This is a genomic window from Streptomyces sp. NPDC002018, assembly GCF_042890865.1.
In the GTDB taxonomy this organism is placed as follows: domain Bacteria; phylum Actinomycetota; class Actinomycetes; order Streptomycetales; family Streptomycetaceae; genus Streptomyces.
The window spans coordinates 216,153-234,261 of record NZ_JBIASO010000009.1 but is presented as its reverse complement, the minus strand read 5'-3'; the positions used below and the strand labels follow the sequence as shown (position 1 = coordinate 234,261).

General features: G+C 70.8%; 13 protein-coding genes. 7 read left to right on the top strand and 6 right to left on the bottom strand.

Annotated elements, in window-relative coordinates; all coding sequences use genetic code 11:
• Window positions 1–136: 136 nt before the first annotated feature.
• Complete coding sequence (uvrA, locus tag ACFYYH_RS17480; protein ID WP_388551490.1) at window positions 137–3,070, bottom strand: excinuclease ABC subunit UvrA; 2,934 nt, start codon at window positions 3,068–3,070, stop codon at window positions 137–139.
• A gap of 247 nt (window positions 3,071–3,317) precedes the next feature.
• On the opposite strand from uvrA, the gene ACFYYH_RS17475 reads away from it, so the two are divergent.
• Together ACFYYH_RS17475 and ACFYYH_RS17470 are read left to right on the top strand one after the other, a co-directional pair.
• Window positions 3,318–4,004, top strand: coding sequence for a maleylpyruvate isomerase family mycothiol-dependent enzyme (locus ACFYYH_RS17475; protein WP_388551488.1), 687 nt, complete (start codon window positions 3,318–3,320; stop codon window positions 4,002–4,004).
• A 10-nt stretch (window positions 4,005–4,014) separates the two neighbouring features.
• Entirely contained in the window at window positions 4,015–4,668 is a 654-nt protein-coding gene (locus ACFYYH_RS17470; RefSeq protein WP_388551486.1) for an MBL fold metallo-hydrolase, read from the top strand.
• Between the two features lie 156 nt (window positions 4,669–4,824).
• Here the strand turns inward: ACFYYH_RS17470 and ACFYYH_RS17465 are convergent, their stop codons facing one another.
• The 5 genes from ACFYYH_RS17465 to ACFYYH_RS17445 form a co-directional block, all read right to left on the bottom strand.
• Window positions 4,825–5,844, bottom strand: coding sequence for a TerC family protein (locus ACFYYH_RS17465; RefSeq protein ID WP_388551485.1), 1,020 nt, complete (start codon window positions 5,842–5,844; stop codon window positions 4,825–4,827).
• Window positions 5,845–6,067: 223 nt separating this feature from the next.
• Entirely contained in the window at window positions 6,068–8,095 is a 2,028-nt protein-coding gene (locus ACFYYH_RS17460; protein ID WP_388551703.1) for a TerD family protein, read from the bottom strand.
• Window positions 8,096–8,406: 311 nt separating this feature from the next.
• On the bottom strand, window positions 8,407–9,021 hold the full coding sequence (locus ACFYYH_RS17455) for a TerD family protein (protein WP_388551484.1): 615 nt from the start codon (window positions 9,019–9,021) through the stop codon (window positions 8,407–8,409).
• Between the two features lie 137 nt (window positions 9,022–9,158).
• A complete protein-coding gene (gene uvrB / locus ACFYYH_RS17450) occupies window positions 9,159–11,285 on the bottom strand; it encodes an excinuclease ABC subunit UvrB (RefSeq protein WP_388551482.1) in 2,127 nt (708 codons plus the stop codon).
• Between the two features lie 210 nt (window positions 11,286–11,495).
• Window positions 11,496–12,446 (bottom strand): MHYT domain-containing protein, encoded by a 951-nt coding sequence (locus ACFYYH_RS17445; protein ID WP_388551481.1) that lies wholly within the window; start codon window positions 12,444–12,446, stop codon window positions 11,496–11,498.
• Between the two features lie 336 nt (window positions 12,447–12,782).
• Here ACFYYH_RS17445 and ACFYYH_RS17440 point away from each other — a divergent pair, with 336 nt between their 5' ends.
• From ACFYYH_RS17440 to ACFYYH_RS17420, 5 genes are all read left to right on the top strand, one after another.
• A complete protein-coding gene (locus ACFYYH_RS17440; RefSeq protein WP_388551701.1) occupies window positions 12,783–13,673 on the top strand; it encodes a glycerophosphodiester phosphodiesterase in 891 nt (296 codons plus the stop codon).
• A gap of 49 nt (window positions 13,674–13,722) precedes the next feature.
• The gene (locus ACFYYH_RS17435) at window positions 13,723–14,268 is read left to right on the top strand and encodes a methylated-DNA--[protein]-cysteine S-methyltransferase (RefSeq protein WP_388551480.1); all 546 of its coding nucleotides are present in this window, start codon (window positions 13,723–13,725) and stop codon (window positions 14,266–14,268) included.
• A 350-nt stretch (window positions 14,269–14,618) separates the two neighbouring features.
• Window positions 14,619–15,848 (top strand): formaldehyde dehydrogenase, glutathione-independent, encoded by a 1,230-nt coding sequence (gene fdhA / locus ACFYYH_RS17430; RefSeq protein ID WP_388551478.1) that lies wholly within the window; start codon window positions 14,619–14,621, stop codon window positions 15,846–15,848.
• Window positions 15,849–16,140: 292 nt separating this feature from the next.
• Complete coding sequence (locus ACFYYH_RS17425) at window positions 16,141–17,064, top strand: pseudouridine-5'-phosphate glycosidase (RefSeq protein WP_388551476.1); 924 nt, start codon at window positions 16,141–16,143, stop codon at window positions 17,062–17,064.
• 155 nt (window positions 17,065–17,219) lie between these two features.
• Window positions 17,220–18,107 (top strand): carbohydrate kinase family protein, encoded by an 888-nt coding sequence (locus ACFYYH_RS17420; protein WP_388551475.1) that lies wholly within the window; start codon window positions 17,220–17,222, stop codon window positions 18,105–18,107.
• Window positions 18,108–18,109: the final 2 nt, after the last annotated feature.

Sequence of the window (18,109 nt, the reverse complement as noted above, 5' to 3'; positions counted from 1 at the left end):
CCGGAAGCCGGGCCCGGGGTCCCAGGCCGGGCAGGATCCGAGGGCCGGAACACGGCCAGGCCTCGGACCAGGACCGGGGCCTGGGGCCTGGGGCCTGGGCCTCGGGGGCGGGCCGGGCCGGCCCCCGAGGCCGGGTTCAGGCGCGGCGGGACGCCGTCGTCGCCTTCTTCGGCGCCGCCTTCCTCCGTGGCGCCGCCTTCTTCGCCGGCGCCGCGTCGCTGATCCGCTCCGCGTCCAGGATCTCCCGCAGGAACTTCCCGGTGTGGCTGGCCGGGACCCCCGCCACCTGCTCCGGGGTGCCCTCCGCGATCACCAGACCGCCGCCGTTGCCGCCCTCGGGCCCCATGTCGATGACCCAGTCCGCGGTCTTGATGACATCCAGGTTGTGCTCGATGACGATCACCGAGTTGCCCTTCTCGACCAGCCCGGACAGCACCGTGATCAGCTTGCTGATGTCCTCGAAGTGCAGACCGGTCGTGGGCTCGTCCAGGACATAGACCGTACGGCCCGTCGAACGCTTCTGGAGCTCGCTCGACAGCTTCACCCGCTGCGCCTCGCCGCCCGACAGGGTCGGCGCGGACTGGCCGAGCCTGACATAGCCGAGACCCACCTCGTTGAGCGTCCTGAGGTGGCGCGAGATCGTCGGGACGGCCTCGAAGAAGTCCAGGGCCTCCTCGATCGGCATGTCCAGCACCTCGGCGATGGACTTGCCCTTGTAGTGGACCTCCAGCGTCTCCCGGTTGTACCGCGCCCCGTGACAGACCTCGCACGGCACATAGACGTCCGGCAGGAAGTTCATCTCGATCTTGATCGTGCCGTCACCGGCGCAGTTCTCGCACCGGCCGCCCTTGACGTTGAAGGAGAACCGTCCGGGCAGATAGCCGCGGACCTTGGCCTCCATCGTCTCCGCGAAGAGCCTGCGGACATGGTCGAAGACGCCGGTGTACGTGGCCGGGTTGGACCGGGGCGTACGGCCGATGGGCGACTGGTCGACATGGACCACCTTGTCGACCAGATCGTCCCCGTCGACCCGGGTGTGCCGGCCGGGCACCGACTTCGCGCCGTTCAGCTCGCGTGCGAGATGCGTGTACAGGATGTCGTTGACCAGCGTCGACTTGCCCGAGCCCGAGACACCGGTGATCGCCGTGAACACACCCAGCGGGAACGACACATCGATGTCCCGCAGATTGTTCTCCCGCGCGCCGTGCACGGTGAGCTTCCGCTCGGGATCGACGGGCCTGCGGATGTCCGGGGTCGGAATGGACCGCTTGCCCGCCAGATACTGCCCGGTCATCGACTCCTTGTTGGCCAGCAGCCCCTTCAACGGCCCGGAGTGCACGACCTTGCCGCCGTGCTCCCCCGCGCCGGGACCGATGTCGACCACCCAGTCGGCCACCTTGATCGTGTCCTCGTCGTGCTCCACGACGATCAGGGTGTTGCCCATGTCACGGAGGCGGACCAGGGTCTCGATCAGCCGGTGGTTGTCCCGCTGGTGGAGTCCGATGGACGGCTCGTCCAGCACATAGAGCACCCCGACCAGGCCGGAGCCGATCTGGGTGGCGAGCCGGATCCGCTGCGCCTCGCCGCCGGAGAGCGTGCCCGCCGCGCGGTTCAGCGAGAGATAGTCCAGGCCGACGTCGACCAGGAACCTCAGCCGTTCGTTGACCTCCTTGAGCACCCGCTCGGCGATCTTCTTGTCCCGGGCGTTCAGCTTGAGCTTGCCGAGGAACTCCGCGCAGTCGCTGATCGAGAGCGCCGAGACCTCGGCGATGGACTTGTCCATGACCGTGACCGCGAGGACGATCGGCTTGAGCCGGGTGCCCTCACAGGTCGGGCAGGGCACCTCGCGCATATAGCCCTCGAAGCGCTCCCTGCTGGAGTCGCTCTCGGCCTCGCTGTGCCGCCGCTTGACGAAGGAGACGGCCCCCTCGAAGGCGGGCGTGGTGTAGGCGCGCTCACGGCCGTACCTGTTCCGGTAGCGGACCTCGACCTGGGTCTTGTGGCCGTACAGCAGGGCCTTCCTGGCCCGCTGCGGCAGCCCGGCCCACGGGATGTCCGTACGGAAGCCCAGAGCCTGGGCGAGACCGCCGATCAGCCGGCCGAAGTACTCCTTGGTGTGCCCGTGGGACCAGGGGTGGATCGCGCCCTCGTCGAGCGACTTCTCCTCGTCGGGAACAATCAGCTCCGGGTCGACCTCCATCCGCGTACCGATACCGGTGCACTCGGGGCAGGCGCCGAAGGGCGAGTTGAAGGAGAAGGAGCGGGGCTCCAGCTCCTCGAAGGAGAGATCGTCGTACGGGCAGTAGAGATGCTCCGAGTACATCCGCTCGCGCTCGGGGTCGTCCTCGGGAAGATCCACGAAGTCGAGCACGACCATGCCGCCGGAAAGACCGAGCGCGGTCTCGACCGAGTCGGTCAGCCGGCGCTTGGCGCTGTCCTTCACCGTGAGACGGTCGACGACCACCTCGATGGTGTGCTTCTCCTGCTTCTTGAGCGTGGGCGGCTCGCTGAGCTGGATCGTCCGGCCGTCGACCCGGGCCCGGCTGTATCCCTTGGTCTGGAGATCGGCGAAGAGATCGACGAACTCGCCCTTCCGCTCGCGCACGAGCGGCGAGAGGACCTGGAAGCGGCTGCCCTCGGGCAGCTCCAGCACCCGGTCCACGATGGCCTGCGGCGACTGCCGGGAGATCGGCCGTCCGCACTCGGGGCAGTGCGGCTTGCCGATCCTGGCGAAGAGCAGCCGGAGGTAGTCGTAGACCTCGGTGATCGTGCCGACCGTCGAGCGGGGGTTCCGCGAGGTCGACTTCTGGTCGATGGAGACGGCCGGGGAGAGCCCTTCGATGAAGTCGACGTCCGGCTTGTCCATCTGGCCGAGGAACTGCCGGGCGTACGAGGACAGCGACTCCACGTAACGGCGCTGGCCCTCGGCGAAGATCGTGTCGAACGCGAGCGAGGACTTGCCCGACCCGGAGAGCCCGGTGAAGACGATGAGGGAGTCACGGGGGAGGTCGAGCGACACGTTCTTGAGATTGTGCTCGCGCGCGCCACGGACGATGAGACGGTCGGCCACGCCGGTCCGCACCTTTCTTTCTGGGGAAACAGGGGCTGAGCCCCCTTCTCGGACCAGGGGGACGCCAGAGCGATTGACTGCCAAGCGGTGAGCGGCCCCGCGCGCGTGCGCGCCGGGCTCGGATGTGCCTCCATGCGATGTGCCTACATGCCAGGATGCCTCTCCCGAGCCTATAGCACGTGCATTCGATTTACGGCGGCCCTTCACCGCCTTCACCCGATCGAGTGGCCCGGCTATCGTCGGCGCCATGATCGACCACGTGCACGACCTGGTATCCGTACGCGAAGCGACCGAGCGGCTCCTCGGCGCGGCCGACGCACTGGACAACGCGGCGGTCGCCGCGCCGTCACGCCTTCCCGGCTGGAGCCGGGGCCATGTACTGGCCCACCTCGCCCGGAACGCGGACGCCCTGGTCAATGTTCTGGAAGGACGGCCCATGTACGAGAGCGACGCCTCCCGCGGGGCGGACATCGAGCGGGACGCGCCACGCGCCCTCGACATCCAGCTCGCCGATGTACGTAACACCGGCGAGCGGTTCCTGCATTCCGCGTCCGCGCCGGCCGACTGGACCCGGATCCTCGTGCTGCGCAACGGTGTCACGGACGTGGCCGCCCGCCTGCCGTTCCGCCGGCTGGTCGAGGTGGAGCTGCACCATGTCGATCTGGGGATCGGCCGCGAGCTGGAGGATCTGTCCGAGGAGTTCACCGTGCGCGAGATCGACTTCCTCACGGAGCGCTTCTCGGGCAACCCTGCGGTCCCGCCGCTGACCCTGAAGGCGACCGACGGCCGCACCTGGCGCACCGGCGGCGCGGAGGGCGTCCCGCGCCCCGTCACCGGCCCCGCCGCCGATCTGATGGGCTGGCTGGCCGGGCGCCGTGACGGAGCGGCGCTGGAGTCCGCGGACGGCCCCCTGCCCGTACTGCCCCCGCTATAGGGTGATCCTTATGACGTACAGCGGAGCGGTGACAGTCGGCGGACCGGCGGATGTGCACGAGCTGCCCGCCCTGATGATCTCCAAGGTCGCCGTCGGGCCGATGGAGAACAACGCCTATCTGCTGCGCTGCCGGGCCACCGGGGAACAGCTCCTGGTCGACGCGGCCAATGACGCGGCGACCCTGCTGACCCTGATCGGTGACGACGGCATCGCGTCCGTCGTCACCACGCACCGGCACGGCGACCACTGGCAGGCGCTGGACGAGGTCGTGGCGGCCACCGGCGCCCGCACCTACGCGGGCCGCTACGACGCCGAGGGCATCCCCGTGCCGACCGAGGTGCCGGTCGAGGACGGCGACACCATCAGGGTCGGGGAGATCGGGCTCACCGCGCTGCGACTGGTGGGGCACACCCCCGGTTCGATCGCGCTGGTCTACGACGACCCGCACGGCCATCCGCATGTCTTCACCGGGGACTGCCTCTTCCCCGGCGGCCCCGGGCGGACCACGACCCCGGCCGAGTTCACGAGTCTGATGGACGGGCTCGAAGCCAAGGTCTTCGGAGCCCTGCCGGACGAGACCTGGATCTACCCGGGCCACGGGAACGACTCCACGCTGGGCGCCGAGCGCCCGCACCTCGCGGAATGGCGCGCCCGCGGCTGGTGATGCCCCGGGGCGTCCCGGGGGGACCTCCAGGCAACGGGGGCCTTCACGGCCGTGGATCCCCGCGCGCGAAGGCCGACGGGGCGGGTGGCCGGCAGCCACTCGCCCCGCGTGTATTCCTCGGCTGTTCCCCGGCCCGTATCTCCCAGCTCTCCCGGATCAGGCCTGGATGCTGTCCTTGCTGTCCGAGCCGTCGGCCCCGGCCTGCGCCTCGCGCTCCGCCTCCGCCTCGCGCTCCGCCTGCTTCTTGGAGGCGATCAGGCTGGTGATCGTGGTGACGATCAGAACACCGCAGATGACCGCCAGCGAGACCGGAATGGAGATCTCGGGGACATGCACCCCGGTCTCGTGCAGCGCGTGCAGCACCAGCTTCACCCCGATGAAGCCCAGGATGACCGAGAGACCGTAGCTGAGGTGCACCAGCTTCTTGAGCAGTCCGCCGATGAGGAAGTAGAGCTGCCGCAGCCCCATCAGGGCGAAGGCGTTGGCGGTGAAGACGATGTACGGGTCCTGGGTCAGACCGAAGATCGCGGGGATGGAGTCCAGCGCGAACAGCACATCGGTGGTGCCGATGGCCAGCATGACGACCATCAGCGGGGTCAGCACCCGCTTGCCGTTGTTCCTGATGAAGAGCTTCGTGCCGTGGTACCTGTCGGCGACCCCGAACCGCTTCTCGATCGACTTGAGCAGGCGGTTCTCCTCGAACTCCTCTTCCTCCTCGTCGGAGCGCGCCTCCTGGACGAGCTTCCACGCGGTGTAGATCAGGAACGCGCCGAAGATGAAGAAGACCCACGAGAAGCTCGCGATGATCGCGGCGCCGGCCGCGATGAAGACCGCGCGCAGGACCAGGGCGATCAGCACACCGATCAGCAGCACCCGCTGCTGGAGATGTGTCGGCACCGAGAACTTCGCCATGATCAGGACGAAGACGAAGAGATTGTCGACACTGAGCGACTTCTCGGTGATGAAGCCCGCGAAGAACTCGCCGGACGCCTGGCCCGTGCCGAAGACCATCAGGCCGAGGCCGAAGAGCGCGGCGAGGGCGATCCAGACGACCGTCCAGATACCGGCTTCCTTGATCGACACGTCATGGGGCTTGCGCCCGATGAGGAAGTCCACCGCGATCAGGGCTGACAGACCGAGAATGGTCAGCACCCACAGGTTGACTGAAACGTCCACTACGCCTCCGGCTTCGTACGGCAACTGATCAGCGTCGTCGCTGCCGGAGGTCTCCTCCACCCGGGCGGCACCCGCCGGTCCCGGGCCGACGCCCCGGGACCGATTGCGGTCCGTATTGACGGGAACGTCGCGAGGTGGGAGTACTCCCCTCCGTTCCAAAGAACAGTACAGGAAAGCCCAAGGAAAGGTAAAGAAAGAGGTAAAGGCGCCGAATGTGTGCTGGTCAGCGGCGCCAGGAGCGACGGGCCGCGGCCACCTGTTCCAGCACCTGGAACAGCACCCGGCTGCCCGGCGGCACCAGGGGCGGCTGGTACGTCCACGCGTGGCCGACCCAGGGATCGGCGAGATGGTCGTCGGGGACCGGCGTGATCCGGAGCAGGGACCGCCAGAGGGGGTCCAGCACCGGTCCGTACGCGCCGGCGTCCTCGCGGTCCGCGACCATCAGCAGATGCACACCGACCGCCGGGCCCTCGTCGGCGAGATAGCGGAGCTGGGTCACCCCGCGGTCGTCGAAGCCGTGCGGGAAGTCATTGACGATCAGAAGCTGCTCGGCGGTGTCCAGACCGGGCGGCAGCGACTCGGCGGCGCCGCCGCGCACCGCCATCTGCACCAGATCCACCCGCTCGGTGAGCTTCGCGAGGACCGCGGCCACCCCCGCGGCACCGGCGGCGGGCGGGCCGTCGAGCACCCCGGAGGCGGTCAGCGGGGCCAGCGAACGGGCCGCGGAACCGGCCGGGTCGATGACATGCACCGTGAACTCGCCGGGCGGATAGACGGCGAGCAGCCGCCCGGCGAGCGCGACGGCGGTGTCCATGGCGAGACCGCGGAGCTGCGCCTCGTCCATCATCAGGGCGGCCTCGGAGCCCGACCGGCCGCTGTCGACCCACAGCCCGCGCTCCAGCGGCAGCCTCACCAGCATCGGGATCCGCAGCTCGGGGCGCTCCGGCAGATGCACATCGCCCAGGCGCAGCGCCATCGGGATCTCCATCGGTACGCGGTAGGCGTGCCAGACGGGGTTGTCCCAGCGGGCGTAGGGGGCGGGCAGGGCCGGTTCGACGACCTCGCACTCGGCGACGAGCTGGGCGAGATCGCGGTCGAGGACCTCACGGGCCTGGGCGGCGAGCTGGTCGTGCTTGGCACGGGCGGCCTCCCGGGCGGCGTCGCCCGCCCCGCCGATGCGGTGGCGTGGATCGGACAGGACGCGGTCCAGCTCCTGGTCCATCCGGGACTCGGCGAAGTCCATCGCGCTGCGGTACGCGGCGACCGTGCGGGCCAGGTCCTCGAACATGCCCCAGACCTGGTTGTAGAGCCGCTCGTCCATGGACCAGCCCGTGGCGTCGCCCGCGACGGGGCGGGGCGGCTCACCCGGCCGGGCGGGCGGCGCGGCCGGGGGCGGTGTCGGGGGCGCGGAGGTGCGGCGGCCGGGATGCGTGTAGTTGACCGCGCCCGCGGTGGCTCCCGCACCGCCCGCAGCGCCGGAGGCCGCGCCACCGGGACCTGCCGTGCCGCCCGTGCCGGGCTGCGGGACGGTGGCGCCGCCCTGGGCGGCCGGTCCGGGCTGAGTCGCGGGTCCGGGCTGGGCGGCCGCTCCCTGCGTGGTGGACGCGGCCGCTCCCGGTGTGGTGGGCGACGGCAGACCGTCGGGCCTGACCCGTACACCGTCCTGCGCGCCGGGCAGCGGGACCTGGACGGTACTGGCGAGATGGCGGGCGACCGTCTCCTGGACACCCGTGGCGAAGGCGTGGGCCTGCGGCACGCCGTGGTCGCCGAACAGCTCGGCCAGCCCTCCCGCGTACCCCTGGCCGACGGCTCGGACCTTCCAGGCGCCCTGGCGCCGGTACAGCTCCAGGGCCACGACGGCGGACTCGGCGTCCAGACCGGTCAGGGTGAAGCTGGCGACCTCGGTGCCGTCGGTGGAGGTGACGGCGGCGAAGGGGGCCACGGTGGCGCCGAAGCGGTCCGGTCCGCCGACCCCCTCGGGCAGGGCGAGCAGCACACGCACGAGATGCGCCCGCTCGGGCACGGCCTCCAGATCGATGTGGAAGCGCAGCCCCGCGGCGGCCTGGCGGGACACCTCGATGCCCGGGAGTGTGGGCGAGCCGGGATGGGCGATCCAGTCGGTGCCGGGCACCGTGCCCTGTGCGTCACCGAGCGTGGCGCAGGCCATGACCGGCGCGCCGGCCGTCACCCGGATCTCCAGGCGGGTGTGGGGCAAGGGGTGGTTCTGCCCCCGGACCAGCTCGGCCGTCATCGCCTCTGTCCCCTCGTCGGTCACGCGTCGTCGTTCGGCTGTGGATGGTCGGGTGGTGCTCACGGAGCTTGTGCGGGCTGTACGGAGCTTGTGCGGAGCCGTACGGATGGTCCCGCGCGGACGGGTCCGTACGGGTGTCCGGCAGCCGCGCAGCTCCCGGCGACCTGACGTCCGGGAGCTGCGCGTGCCGGCGAGGCGCCGGGTCGTACGGGTGCGTGCCTGGTGGTGCTGGAGTGCCGCCGAGGTGACGCCGGGCCGGTGCCGGACCAGGCGTCCTGGGCGGCCTCCTTGCCGGCGTCCTGGGCGGCGTTCTAGAGGTGCGGCAGGATCGCCGGCATCAGGTCCTGGAACGTACGGCCGTTGGCCGGGTTGCCCAGGGCCGTCATCTGCCAGCCCGCACCCGCGCGGCTCACCTTCGCCATGATCTGCGCGGTGTACTGGCCACCGCCGTCCAGCGTGTAGCGCGCCAGCTCCTCGCCGTTGGTCTCGTCGACGATGCGGCAGAAGGCGTTCTGCACCTCCTGGAACGTCTGGCCGGTGAACGAGTTCACCGTGAAGACGATCTGGTCGATATGGACCGGGATCCGCTGAAGGTCGACCAGGATCGCCTCGTCGTCACCGCCCTGGCCCGCGCCGCCGACCAGATTGTCACCGGTGTGCCGCACCGAGCCGTCGTCGCTGACGAGATGGCGGAAGAAGACCACGTCGACCGGCTGCTTGTCGGCGAACAGCACCGCCGACGCGTCCAGGTCGATCTCACGGGTGCGGGAGCCGAACAGGCCCCGGCGCGGCGCGGCCTGCCAGCCGAGCCCCATCCGCACCGCGGTCAGCGTGCCGCCGCCCTTCTTCTCCAGGCTGATGGCCTGTCCCTTGGTCAGATTGACGCCAGGGCCCCCGGGCGCACTGCCCTTGGATACGTCCACCACGCGCTGTCCCCTCTCGAATGGTTCCCCCGCAACCGTCCGTATGCGGTTGCGCAGCACCCTACGCAGTCGCGCGTGCGGTGCAGGAGGCTTGGACCGTTTTTGTGTCGGTCTTGCAACACACCTGGTGTTCCGGGGTGTCAGGCAAGCCCCGCCTCCCTCATCTGGCGCAATTCCTTCTTCAGTTCACTCACTTCGTCACGCAGCCGCGCGGCCACCTCGAACTGGAGCTCGGCCGCGGCGGCCCGCATACGGTCGGTCATCTCCTCGATGATTCCGGCCAGTTCCGCGGCGGGCCGGTCGCTGAGCACCGCGGTCTTCGCGCGCCCGGCGCCCTTGGCGGCCTTCACGCCGAGCGTGGGCACCGGGGCCTTGGCCGGCCTGCCGTCCTTCGTCTGCCGGTAGCCCGTGCCGAGCAGCGCCTCGGTGTCGATCTCCTCGCGGGCGATGGTCGCGACGATGTCGTTGATCTTCTTGCGGAGCGGCTGGGGGTCGATACCGCGCTCGGTGTTGTACGCGATCTGCTTCTCCCGGCGGCGGTTGGTCTCGTCGATGGCCTTCTCCATCGCCGGGGTGATCTTGTCCGCGTACATATGGACCTGGCCGGAGACATTGCGCGCGGCCCGGCCGATGGTCTGGATCAGCGAGGTGCCCGAGCGCAGGAAGCCTTCCTTGTCGGCGTCGAGGATCGCCACCAGCGAGACCTCGGGGAGGTCGAGGCCCTCCCGGAGCAGGTTGATGCCGACGAGGACGTCGTACTCCCCCGAGCGCAGCTCACGCAGCAGCTCGACCCGGCGCAGGGTGTCCACGTCGCTGTGCAGATAACGCACCTGGATGCCCAGCTCCAGGAAGTAGTCCGTGAGGTCCTCGGCCATCTTCTTGGTGAGGGTGGTCACCAGGACCCGCTCGTCCTTCGCGGTCCGCTCGCGGATCTCGTGGACCAGGTCGTCGATCTGGCCCTCGGTGGGCTTGACGACGACCTCCGGGTCGATCAGGCCGGTCGGGCGGATGATCTGCTCCACGGCCCCGTCGGAGCGGGACAGCTCGTAGGTGCCGGGGGTGGCGGAGAGATAGACGGTCTGGCCGATCCGCTGCTGGAACTCCTCCCACTTCAGCGGACGGTTGTCGAGCGCGGACGGCAGCCGGAAACCGTGGTCGACCAGGGTCCGCTTGCGGGACGCGTCGCCCTCGTACATCGCGCCGATCTGCGGCACGGTGACATGCGACTCGTCGATGACCAGCAGGAAGTCCTCGGGGAAGTAGTCGAGGAGGGTGTTGGGCGCGGTGCCGGGCAGGCGGTCGTCGAAGTGCATCGAGTAGTTCTCGATCCCGGAGCAGGAACCGATCTGGCGCATCATCTCGATGTCGTACGTCGTGCGCATCCGCAGCCGCTGGGACTCCAGGAGCTTGCCCTGCTTGTCCAGCTCGGCCAGGCGCTCCTCCAGCTCCCGTTCGATGCCGTTGACCGCCTTCTCCATGCGCTCGGGGCCGGCGACATAGTGGCTCGCGGGGAAGATGTACAGCTCGCGGTCGTCGCTGATCACCTCACCGGTGAGCGGGTGCAGCGTGGAGAGTGCCTCGATCTCGTCGCCGAACATCTCGATACGGACGGCCAGCTCCTCGTAGACCGGGAAGATCTCGATGGTGTCGCCCCGGACCCGGAACGTGCCGCGCGCGAACGCCATGTCGTTGCGTGCGTACTGGATGTCCACGAAGCGGCGCAGGAGCTGGTCGCGGTCGATCTCGGCGCCGACCTTCAGCGGCACCATCCGGTCCACGTACTCCTGGGGCGTGCCGAGACCGTAGATGCAGGAGACCGAGGCGACCACGATCACATCACGGCGGGTCAGCAGGGAGTTCGTCGCGGAGTGGCGCAGCCGCTCGACCTCCTCGTTGATGGAGGAGTCCTTCTCGATATAGGTGTCCGACTGCGGGACGTACGCCTCGGGCTGGTAGTAGTCGTAGTACGAGACGAAGTACTCGACGGCGTTGTTGGGCAGCAGCTCCCGGAACTCGTTCGCGAGCTGGGCCGCGAGCGTCTTGTTCGGTGCCATCACCAGGGTGGGGCGCTGGAGCTTCTCGATCATCCAGGCGGTCGTCGCCGACTTTCCCGTGCCGGTCGCGCCGAGCAGGACGACATCCTTCTCACCCGCGCGGACACGCCGCTCGAGGTCGGCGATGGCCGTCGGCTGGTCACCGCTGGGCTGGTAGGGACTGACGACCTCGAAAGGCGCCACCGTACGTTCGATGTGGGAAACGGGCCGCATGCAACCACGGTACGACCACCCACTGACAGTCGGGGGCAGCCGGACGGCGGGCGACACCGGATCACCGGGCGGCCACCGCGCGTCACCGTCCGCCCGGCGGTCCGGCAGGCGGTCCGGCAGGCGGTCCGGCAGCCCGGCGTCCGGTGCCCCCGGCGGCCCGTCCGGCGGCCGGACGCCGTCCTGGTGACCGGCCGGTCACCAGCCGGCCGGTCACCAGTCGTGCAGATCCTGGGGTCCGCTGCGCGGCGCCCTGGCGGCCGTACGTTCGGCGGCCGCACGACGGGCCGCACGCGGCCGTGTCCGCTGCGCCGGCACCCCGCCCGGCCTCCTGGACGCGCACAGCCCGCGCGTGGGCCCCGCGGACGGGCCGGGGCGGGAACGAGGCCCGCCGGGGTCCCGGTCACGGTCCTCGCGCCCCCGGCCGCGTCCGCCCGCGACCAGCAGCGGGTCGAAGAACAGCGCGCCCCCGGCCAGCAGCAGGAAGACCGCGGGGCCGACCAGCATCGGCACGAGCAGCTCGGCGGCCGGGGCGCCGCCGGGGTCGGTGGCGGCCACCCTGTCGAGATGGACCCGGACCCCCGCCATCGCGGTGAAGTGCATCCCGGTCGACGCGACGCCCAGCACCAGACTGGCGGCGAGACTGGCCGGAAAGCCCCGGTACGTGACGATCACCCAGAGCCCGGCCGTGGACGCGGCGACAGCGATCAGGACGGAGAGCGCGACCGACCCGGTGTGGTACGCGACCTGTCCGTGCAGCCGGAGGCCCGCCATGCCGAGATAGTGCATGGTGGCGATGCCGAGACCGGTGACGGTACCGCCGGTGACCAGGGCCATCGGGGTCGAGGCGCGGTGTCCCACGATGAAGATCCCGATCCCGGCCATCACGATCCCGACGACGAGACTGGCGAACGTCGTGAGCGCGTCGTAGCCGATGGGCACCTCGGTCACGGCGAAGCCCATCATGCCGATGAAGTGCATCGTCCAGACGCCGGAGCCGATCGAGGCCGCGCCGAGCGCCAGGCCGCCGGGCCTCCAGCGGCCCCGGCTGCGCAGGGATCTCGCGGTGCAGCGCAGGCCGAGCGCCGCCCCGAGACAGGCCATGAGAAAGGCCGCCACGGGCGTGACGAGGCCGTAGCTGAATCCTTCGGTGGTGCCCTGCATAGCGGTGTGCCCTTCGCCCCCCGGCTCCGTGTACGGAAGCGCCGGTCCGGGGCGAGAGTAGGACGGCCGGGCCGGTAATCAAACAGGCACCGGATGATTTGTCGATATGAAGCCAATATGAAGCCGACATGCGGCGACACGGAGCGCCACACCCCCACGGTCCGGTATGCGTGTCTCGTGGTGTGGCTTCATGTGATGGCCGGCCTCCGCCCGTTCCCCGTTGGCCGGAGACTGCCACCCTCGGGGCCGACCGTCATCCCACGACGCGAGGAGTCCACCGTGTACACGTGCACCTCGGCGACAACGGCCGGCGCCCTGCTGGGAGTCGCCGCGTTCATGATGCCGGGCGCCGCCGCTGCGCCCGCCGGTCAGGCCGGAGCCGTCGCCCCCACCACGGCCACCGCGACCGCCACCGCGACCGCCGCGGCCCCCGGGGACGGTGGTCCGCTGGTCATCGCGCACCGCGGCGCCTCGGCGTACGCGCCGGAGAACACCCTCGCCGCCGTCGACCGGGCCGGTGAACTGGGCATCGAGTGGGTGGAGAACGACGTACAGCGCACCAAGGACGGCGCGCTGGTGGTGCTGCACGACGACACCCTCGCGCGGACCACCGATGTGGAGCGGCTCTTCCCGGACCGGTCGCCGTGGAAGGTGAAGGACTTCACCGCCGCCGAGATCGCCCGGCTCGACGCGGGAAGCTGGTTCGGCGAGCGGTGGGCGGGCGAGCGCGTGCCGACGCTGAAGCAGTTCCTGAACACCGTCGACGCCCATGACCAGAAGCTGCTCCTGGAGATCAAGAACCCCGAGCAGTACCCGGGCATCGAGAGCGACATCCTGCGGGTGCTCCGCCAGGAGGGCTGGCTGGACCGCGCCCATGTCGGGGGGAAGCTGGTCATCCAGAGCTTCGGCGCGGACAGCGTCCGCACGGTGCACCAGCGGGGGCCCGGGATCACGACGGGCTTCCTCGGGGCGCCGGCGGTGGCCGACCTGCCCGCGTACGCGGCCTTCACGGACCAGATCAATCCCTCGTACACCTCGCTGACCGCCGGCTATGTGGCCGCGGTGCACCGGCTGAAGGGCCCGCACGGCAAGCCGCTCACGGTCAGCACATGGACGGTGAACGACGCGGCGGGCGCGGTCCGGGTCAGGGACCTCGGCGTGGACGGGATCATCACCAACAACCCGGACCTGGTGCGCGACGCGGTGAGCCGGCCGCCCGGCGCGTGACCCGGTGGGCCGGGAGCCGTTGTCAGTGGCGGCCCCTACCGTGGTCCCCATGAACACGTACGGACAGTCGTCGCCGGAGTGGGCGGTCATGGGCACCGGCATCGGGCCGCTGCTCCTGGCGGCGACGCGTCAGGGGCTGGTGAGCGTGGCCTTCCATGCCCACGGGCCGGTGCGGGAGAAGGCGCTCCAGCAGCTCAGGGACCGGCTCGGCGCCGAGCCGGTCGAATCCGCGTCGGGTCTGCTGGCCGAGCCGATACGTGAGCTGTCGGCGTACTTCGCGGGCGAGCTGCGGGAGTTCGGGCTGCCGCTGGACTGGTCGCTCTCCGGGGGCTTCAACCGGCAGGTGCTGCGCGAGCTGGCGACGGGTGTGCCCTACGGGACGGTGGTGGGGTACGGCGAGCTGGCGCGCCGCGCGGGCCGGCCGGGCGCCGCGCAGGCGGTCGGCGCGGCGATGGGCTCCAATCCACTGCCGGTGGTGGTGCCGTGCCACCGGGTGGTGGAGAGCGACGGAGGGCTCGGCGGTTTCGGCGGCGGGCTGGAGACGAAGCGACGGCTGCTGGCCCTGGAGGGCGTGCTCCCGGCGCCGCTGTTCTGACATCCGCGGACACCCTCTGACATCCGCAGACACCCTCCGAAATCCGCTGACACCCGCTGACACCCGGGCGATTACCCCGTGGCACTGGCTCTCACAGCAGCGCATTGCCCTTTTTACCGTCACTTGTCCGCTTTCAATGCCGGGCTTAGGCTGATTTGTGGAGAACCACCGCGCGTACAGCCCGGCGGAAACCGTGCGAGGCGCAGAAGAACCGGCCCCGCCGACCGGGCGGCTTTCCGTGTCCGCACCCCTGGGGTGGGCGGACCGCCCGAGCGGAACCGGACTCCATGACCCGCGCACAGGCCGAGTCATCCGCTGGACGAGCAGAACCGAAGGGACGGCGAGTCAGCATGAGCGGAGGAAACAAGGCGGTTGCCTACATCAAGCCGGGTGAGGTGGAAGTCAGGGAGACCGAGTACCCCGTGCTCGAACTTCGCGACGGGCCGGGCGTGGCCCCCGCCAATGTCGGTCGCAAGTGCCGGCACGGGGTCATCCTCAAGGTCCTCGCCACCAACATATGCGGCAGCGACCAGCACATGGTACGTGGGCGTACGACAGCCCCCGAAGGTCTGGTCCTCGGCCATGAGATCACGGGCGAGGTCATCGAGAAGGGGCCCGACGTCGAGTTCCTCGACGTCGGCGATGTCGTGTCGGTGCCGTTCAACATCGCCTGCGGGCGCTGCCGCAACTGCAAGGAGCGCAAGACCGGCATCTGTCTGAACGTCAATCCGGCCCGTCCCGGCGGGGCGTACGGCTATGTCGACATGGGCGGCTGGGTCGGTGGCCAGGCGGAGTACGTCATGGTGCCGTACGCGGACTTCAATCTGCTCAAGTTCCCCGACCGGGACGCGGCGATGGAGAAGCTCCTCGATCTGACGATGCTCTCGGACATCTTCCCGACCGGTTTCCACGGCGCCGTGACGGCTGGTACGGAGGTCGGCTCCACGGTGTACATCGCCGGTGCGGGTCCCGTCGGCCTCGCGGCGGCGGCAGCGGCGCAGCTCCTCGGCGCGTCGGTCGTCATCGTCGGCGACCTCAACAGCCAGCGGCTGGACCAGGCTCGCAGCTTCGGCTGTGAGACCGTCGATCTGACGCTGGGTTCGCTGGAGGACCACATAGCCCAGATCCTGGGTGTGCCTGAGGTGGACGCGGCGGTCGACGCGGTCGGCTTCGAGGCGCGCGCCTATGGCAAGGACACCGACGAGGCACCGGCGACCGTCCTCAACTCCCTGATGAACGTGGTCAGGGCGGGCGGCAAGCTCGGTATCCCGGGGCTGTATGTCACCGACGACCCGCGCGGTGTCGACCGGGACGCCAAGTCCGGCACGCTGAAGGTCCGGCTGGGCCTCGGCTGGGCGAAGAGCCATGAGTTCACCACGGGACAGTGCCCGGTGATGAAGTACCACCGGGGCCTCTCGGAGGCGATCCTGCACGACAAGGTGCAGATCGCGAAGGCGGTGAACGCCACGGTGATCTCGCTGGACGAGGCGCCGCGCGGCTACGCGGAGTTCGACCAGGGAGCGAGCCGGAAGTATGTGCTCAACCCGCACGGAGCGCTGGACGGAGCGAAGGCCGCCTGATCCAGGCCGGATCCGGCCGACCCACGCGGATCCGTCCCGCCGACCGGCGTTCCCCGCCGGTCGGCGGTTCCGTGCCTAGGGCAGGTGATTCCGTGTCCACACGGGCGGTCCCTGCCCACGGCGCAGGCGGTTCCCTGCCCACGGCACGCGGTTCGGCGCCCGGCCGACCTGGCGGATTTACGCCGGGACGGGCGTTCCGCACGGGGCCGGGCGCCGTGCGCGGCGCGCACACCCGCGCGTGCGCGGGCCGGGCGACGTTTGCGCGGGGCCAGGTTGTGCCATGGATGGGGACATGCCAGACATCACATCGCAGCAGTCCCCCGAGGTGCGGGAGGCGCTCGCCACGGGCCGTCCCGTGGTCGCCCTGGAGTCGACGATCATCGCGCACGGACTGCCGCGTCCGCGCAATCTGGCGGTCGCCGAGGAACTGGAGGAGTTGGTGCGGGCCGGCGGCGCCGTGCCCGCGACCGTGGCCGTACTGGACGGCCGGCCCCATGTGGGCCTGGTCAAGGACCAGTTGGAGCGGATCGCCCAGGACGACTCCGTACGGAAACTGGGCCACCGCGATCTCGCGCCCGCCGTCGCGGCGGGCGCGAGCGGTGCGACGACCGTGTCCGCCACGGCGTTCCTGGCCGCGAGGGCCGGGATCCGGGTCTTCGCGACCGGCGGGCTGGGCGGGGTCCACCGCGGCTGGACCGAGACCCAGGACGAGTCCGCCGATCTGGCTCTGCTGGCCAGGACGCGGATCACGGTCGTCTGCGCGGGGGTCAAATCGATCCTGGACGTCCCGGCGACGCTCCAGCGCCTCGAAACGCTGGGCGTGGGCATCCTGGGATACGGGACGGAACGTTTCCCCGGCTTCTATCTGGCCTCCTCAGGAGAGCCGGTCGACTGGACGGTCCGTACGCCCGAGGAGGTCGCGGCCGTGATGCGCGCACAGGACGCGCTGGGCGGTCCCGAATCGGCGCTCCTCGTCGCCCACCCCGTACCGGAGGCGGAACAGCTCGATCCCGCGCTGCACGACCGGGTGCTCGCGGAGGCCCTCACCGAGTGCCAGGAGCGCGGGATCGTCGGCCAGGCCGTCACCCCGTTCCTGCTGGACCATCTCATGCGGCGGACGGGGGGCGCCTCGCTGGAGGCCAATCTGGCGGCGGTACGCGGCAATGTACGGCTCGCGGCGCGGATCGCCGCGGCCCGCGCCGCCGCGGCCCGGTGACCCGAGGCGGCGCACGCGGCGGCGAGACTCCGGGTGGCGCGGCTCCGGGCGGCGAGGAGGCAGGCGGCAAGGAGGCAGGCGGCAGGGCGTCGGGGGGCGAGGCGTCGGGGGGCGAGTCTCCAGGGGGCGAGTCTTCGGGCAGGGGGGCGCTGCTGGTGGTCGGTGATGTGGTGACCGATGTGGTGGCGCGGTACCGCACGTCCCTCGCACACGGCACGGACACGGCCGCCGAGATCCGTACGCTGCCCGGCGGCGCCGGGGCCAACGCCGCCTGCTGGGCCGCCCACAGCGGATGCGCCGATGTACGGCTGCTGGCCCGGGTGGGCGCGGACGCCCACGACTGGCACGCGGAGCGGCTGCGGCGGGCAGGGGTACGCGCACGTCTGGTGATCGACGACAAGGTGCCGACCGCCACGGTGATATGCCTGGTCGACGCCTCCGCCGAACGCACGCTGCTCACGGACAGCGGCGCGACGCTCCGGCTGTCCGCCGCCGACTGGTCGCCGTCCCTGCTCGACGGGGTGGAGCGGCTGCATCTCTCCGGCTATCTCTTCTTCACCGAGGTGAGCCGGGAACTGGCCGCCGTGGCGATGGGGTCGGCGCTGGAGCGGGGTGTCCCGGTGAGCGTGGATCCCGCCTCGGCGGGCTTCATCGGGGAGCTGGGCGCGGACCGTTTCCTGACGGCGGTGGAGGGCGTGGAGACACTCCTCCCCAACGTCGACGAGGCCAGGCTCCTCACCGGGCTGACGGATCCGGCCGAGGCCGCCGCCGAGCTGAGCCGGCGGGTGCCGGTGGCGGTGGTCACCCTCGGCGGGGACGGCGCCCTGGTGGCGGAGGCGGGCGCCGTGAGCGCCCGCGTGGCGCCGGTGCCCGCCCGCGCCCTGGACTCGACGGGGGCGGGCGACGCCTTCACCGGCGCGTTCCTGGCGGCGCGGCTGACGGGCGCGGACCCCGTGCGGGCCGCCGCCGCGGGCAGCCGGGCGGGAGCGCGCGCGGTGGTGACGGTGGGCGGGCGGCCACCGGAGGAGACAGGCCCGCCGTAGCA

What these genes read in the sequence shown, in the direction of transcription:
- ACFYYH_RS17475 (WP_388551488.1), top strand. Translation starts at nt 3,318, where the DNA reads ATGATCGACCACGTGCACGACCTGGTATCCGTACGCGAAGCGACCGAG.
- ACFYYH_RS17470 (WP_388551486.1), top strand. Translation starts at nt 4,015, where the DNA reads ATGACGTACAGCGGAGCGGTGACAGTCGGCGGACCGGCGGATGTGCAC.
- ACFYYH_RS17460 (WP_388551703.1), bottom strand. Translation starts at nt 8,095, where the DNA reads ATGACGGCCGAGCTGGTCCGGGGGCAGAACCACCCCTTGCCCCACACC.
- uvrB (WP_388551482.1), bottom strand. Translation starts at nt 11,285, where the DNA reads ATGCGGCCCGTTTCCCACATCGAACGTACGGTGGCGCCTTTCGAGGTC.
- ACFYYH_RS17445 (WP_388551481.1), bottom strand. Translation starts at nt 12,446, where the DNA reads ATGCAGGGCACCACCGAAGGATTCAGCTACGGCCTCGTCACGCCCGTG.
- ACFYYH_RS17440 (WP_388551701.1), top strand. Translation starts at nt 12,783, where the DNA reads ATGATGCCGGGCGCCGCCGCTGCGCCCGCCGGTCAGGCCGGAGCCGTC.
- ACFYYH_RS17435 (WP_388551480.1), top strand. Translation starts at nt 13,723, where the DNA reads ATGAACACGTACGGACAGTCGTCGCCGGAGTGGGCGGTCATGGGCACC.
- fdhA (WP_388551478.1), top strand. Translation starts at nt 14,619, where the DNA reads ATGAGCGGAGGAAACAAGGCGGTTGCCTACATCAAGCCGGGTGAGGTG.
- ACFYYH_RS17425 (WP_388551476.1), top strand. Translation starts at nt 16,141, where the DNA reads ATGCCAGACATCACATCGCAGCAGTCCCCCGAGGTGCGGGAGGCGCTC.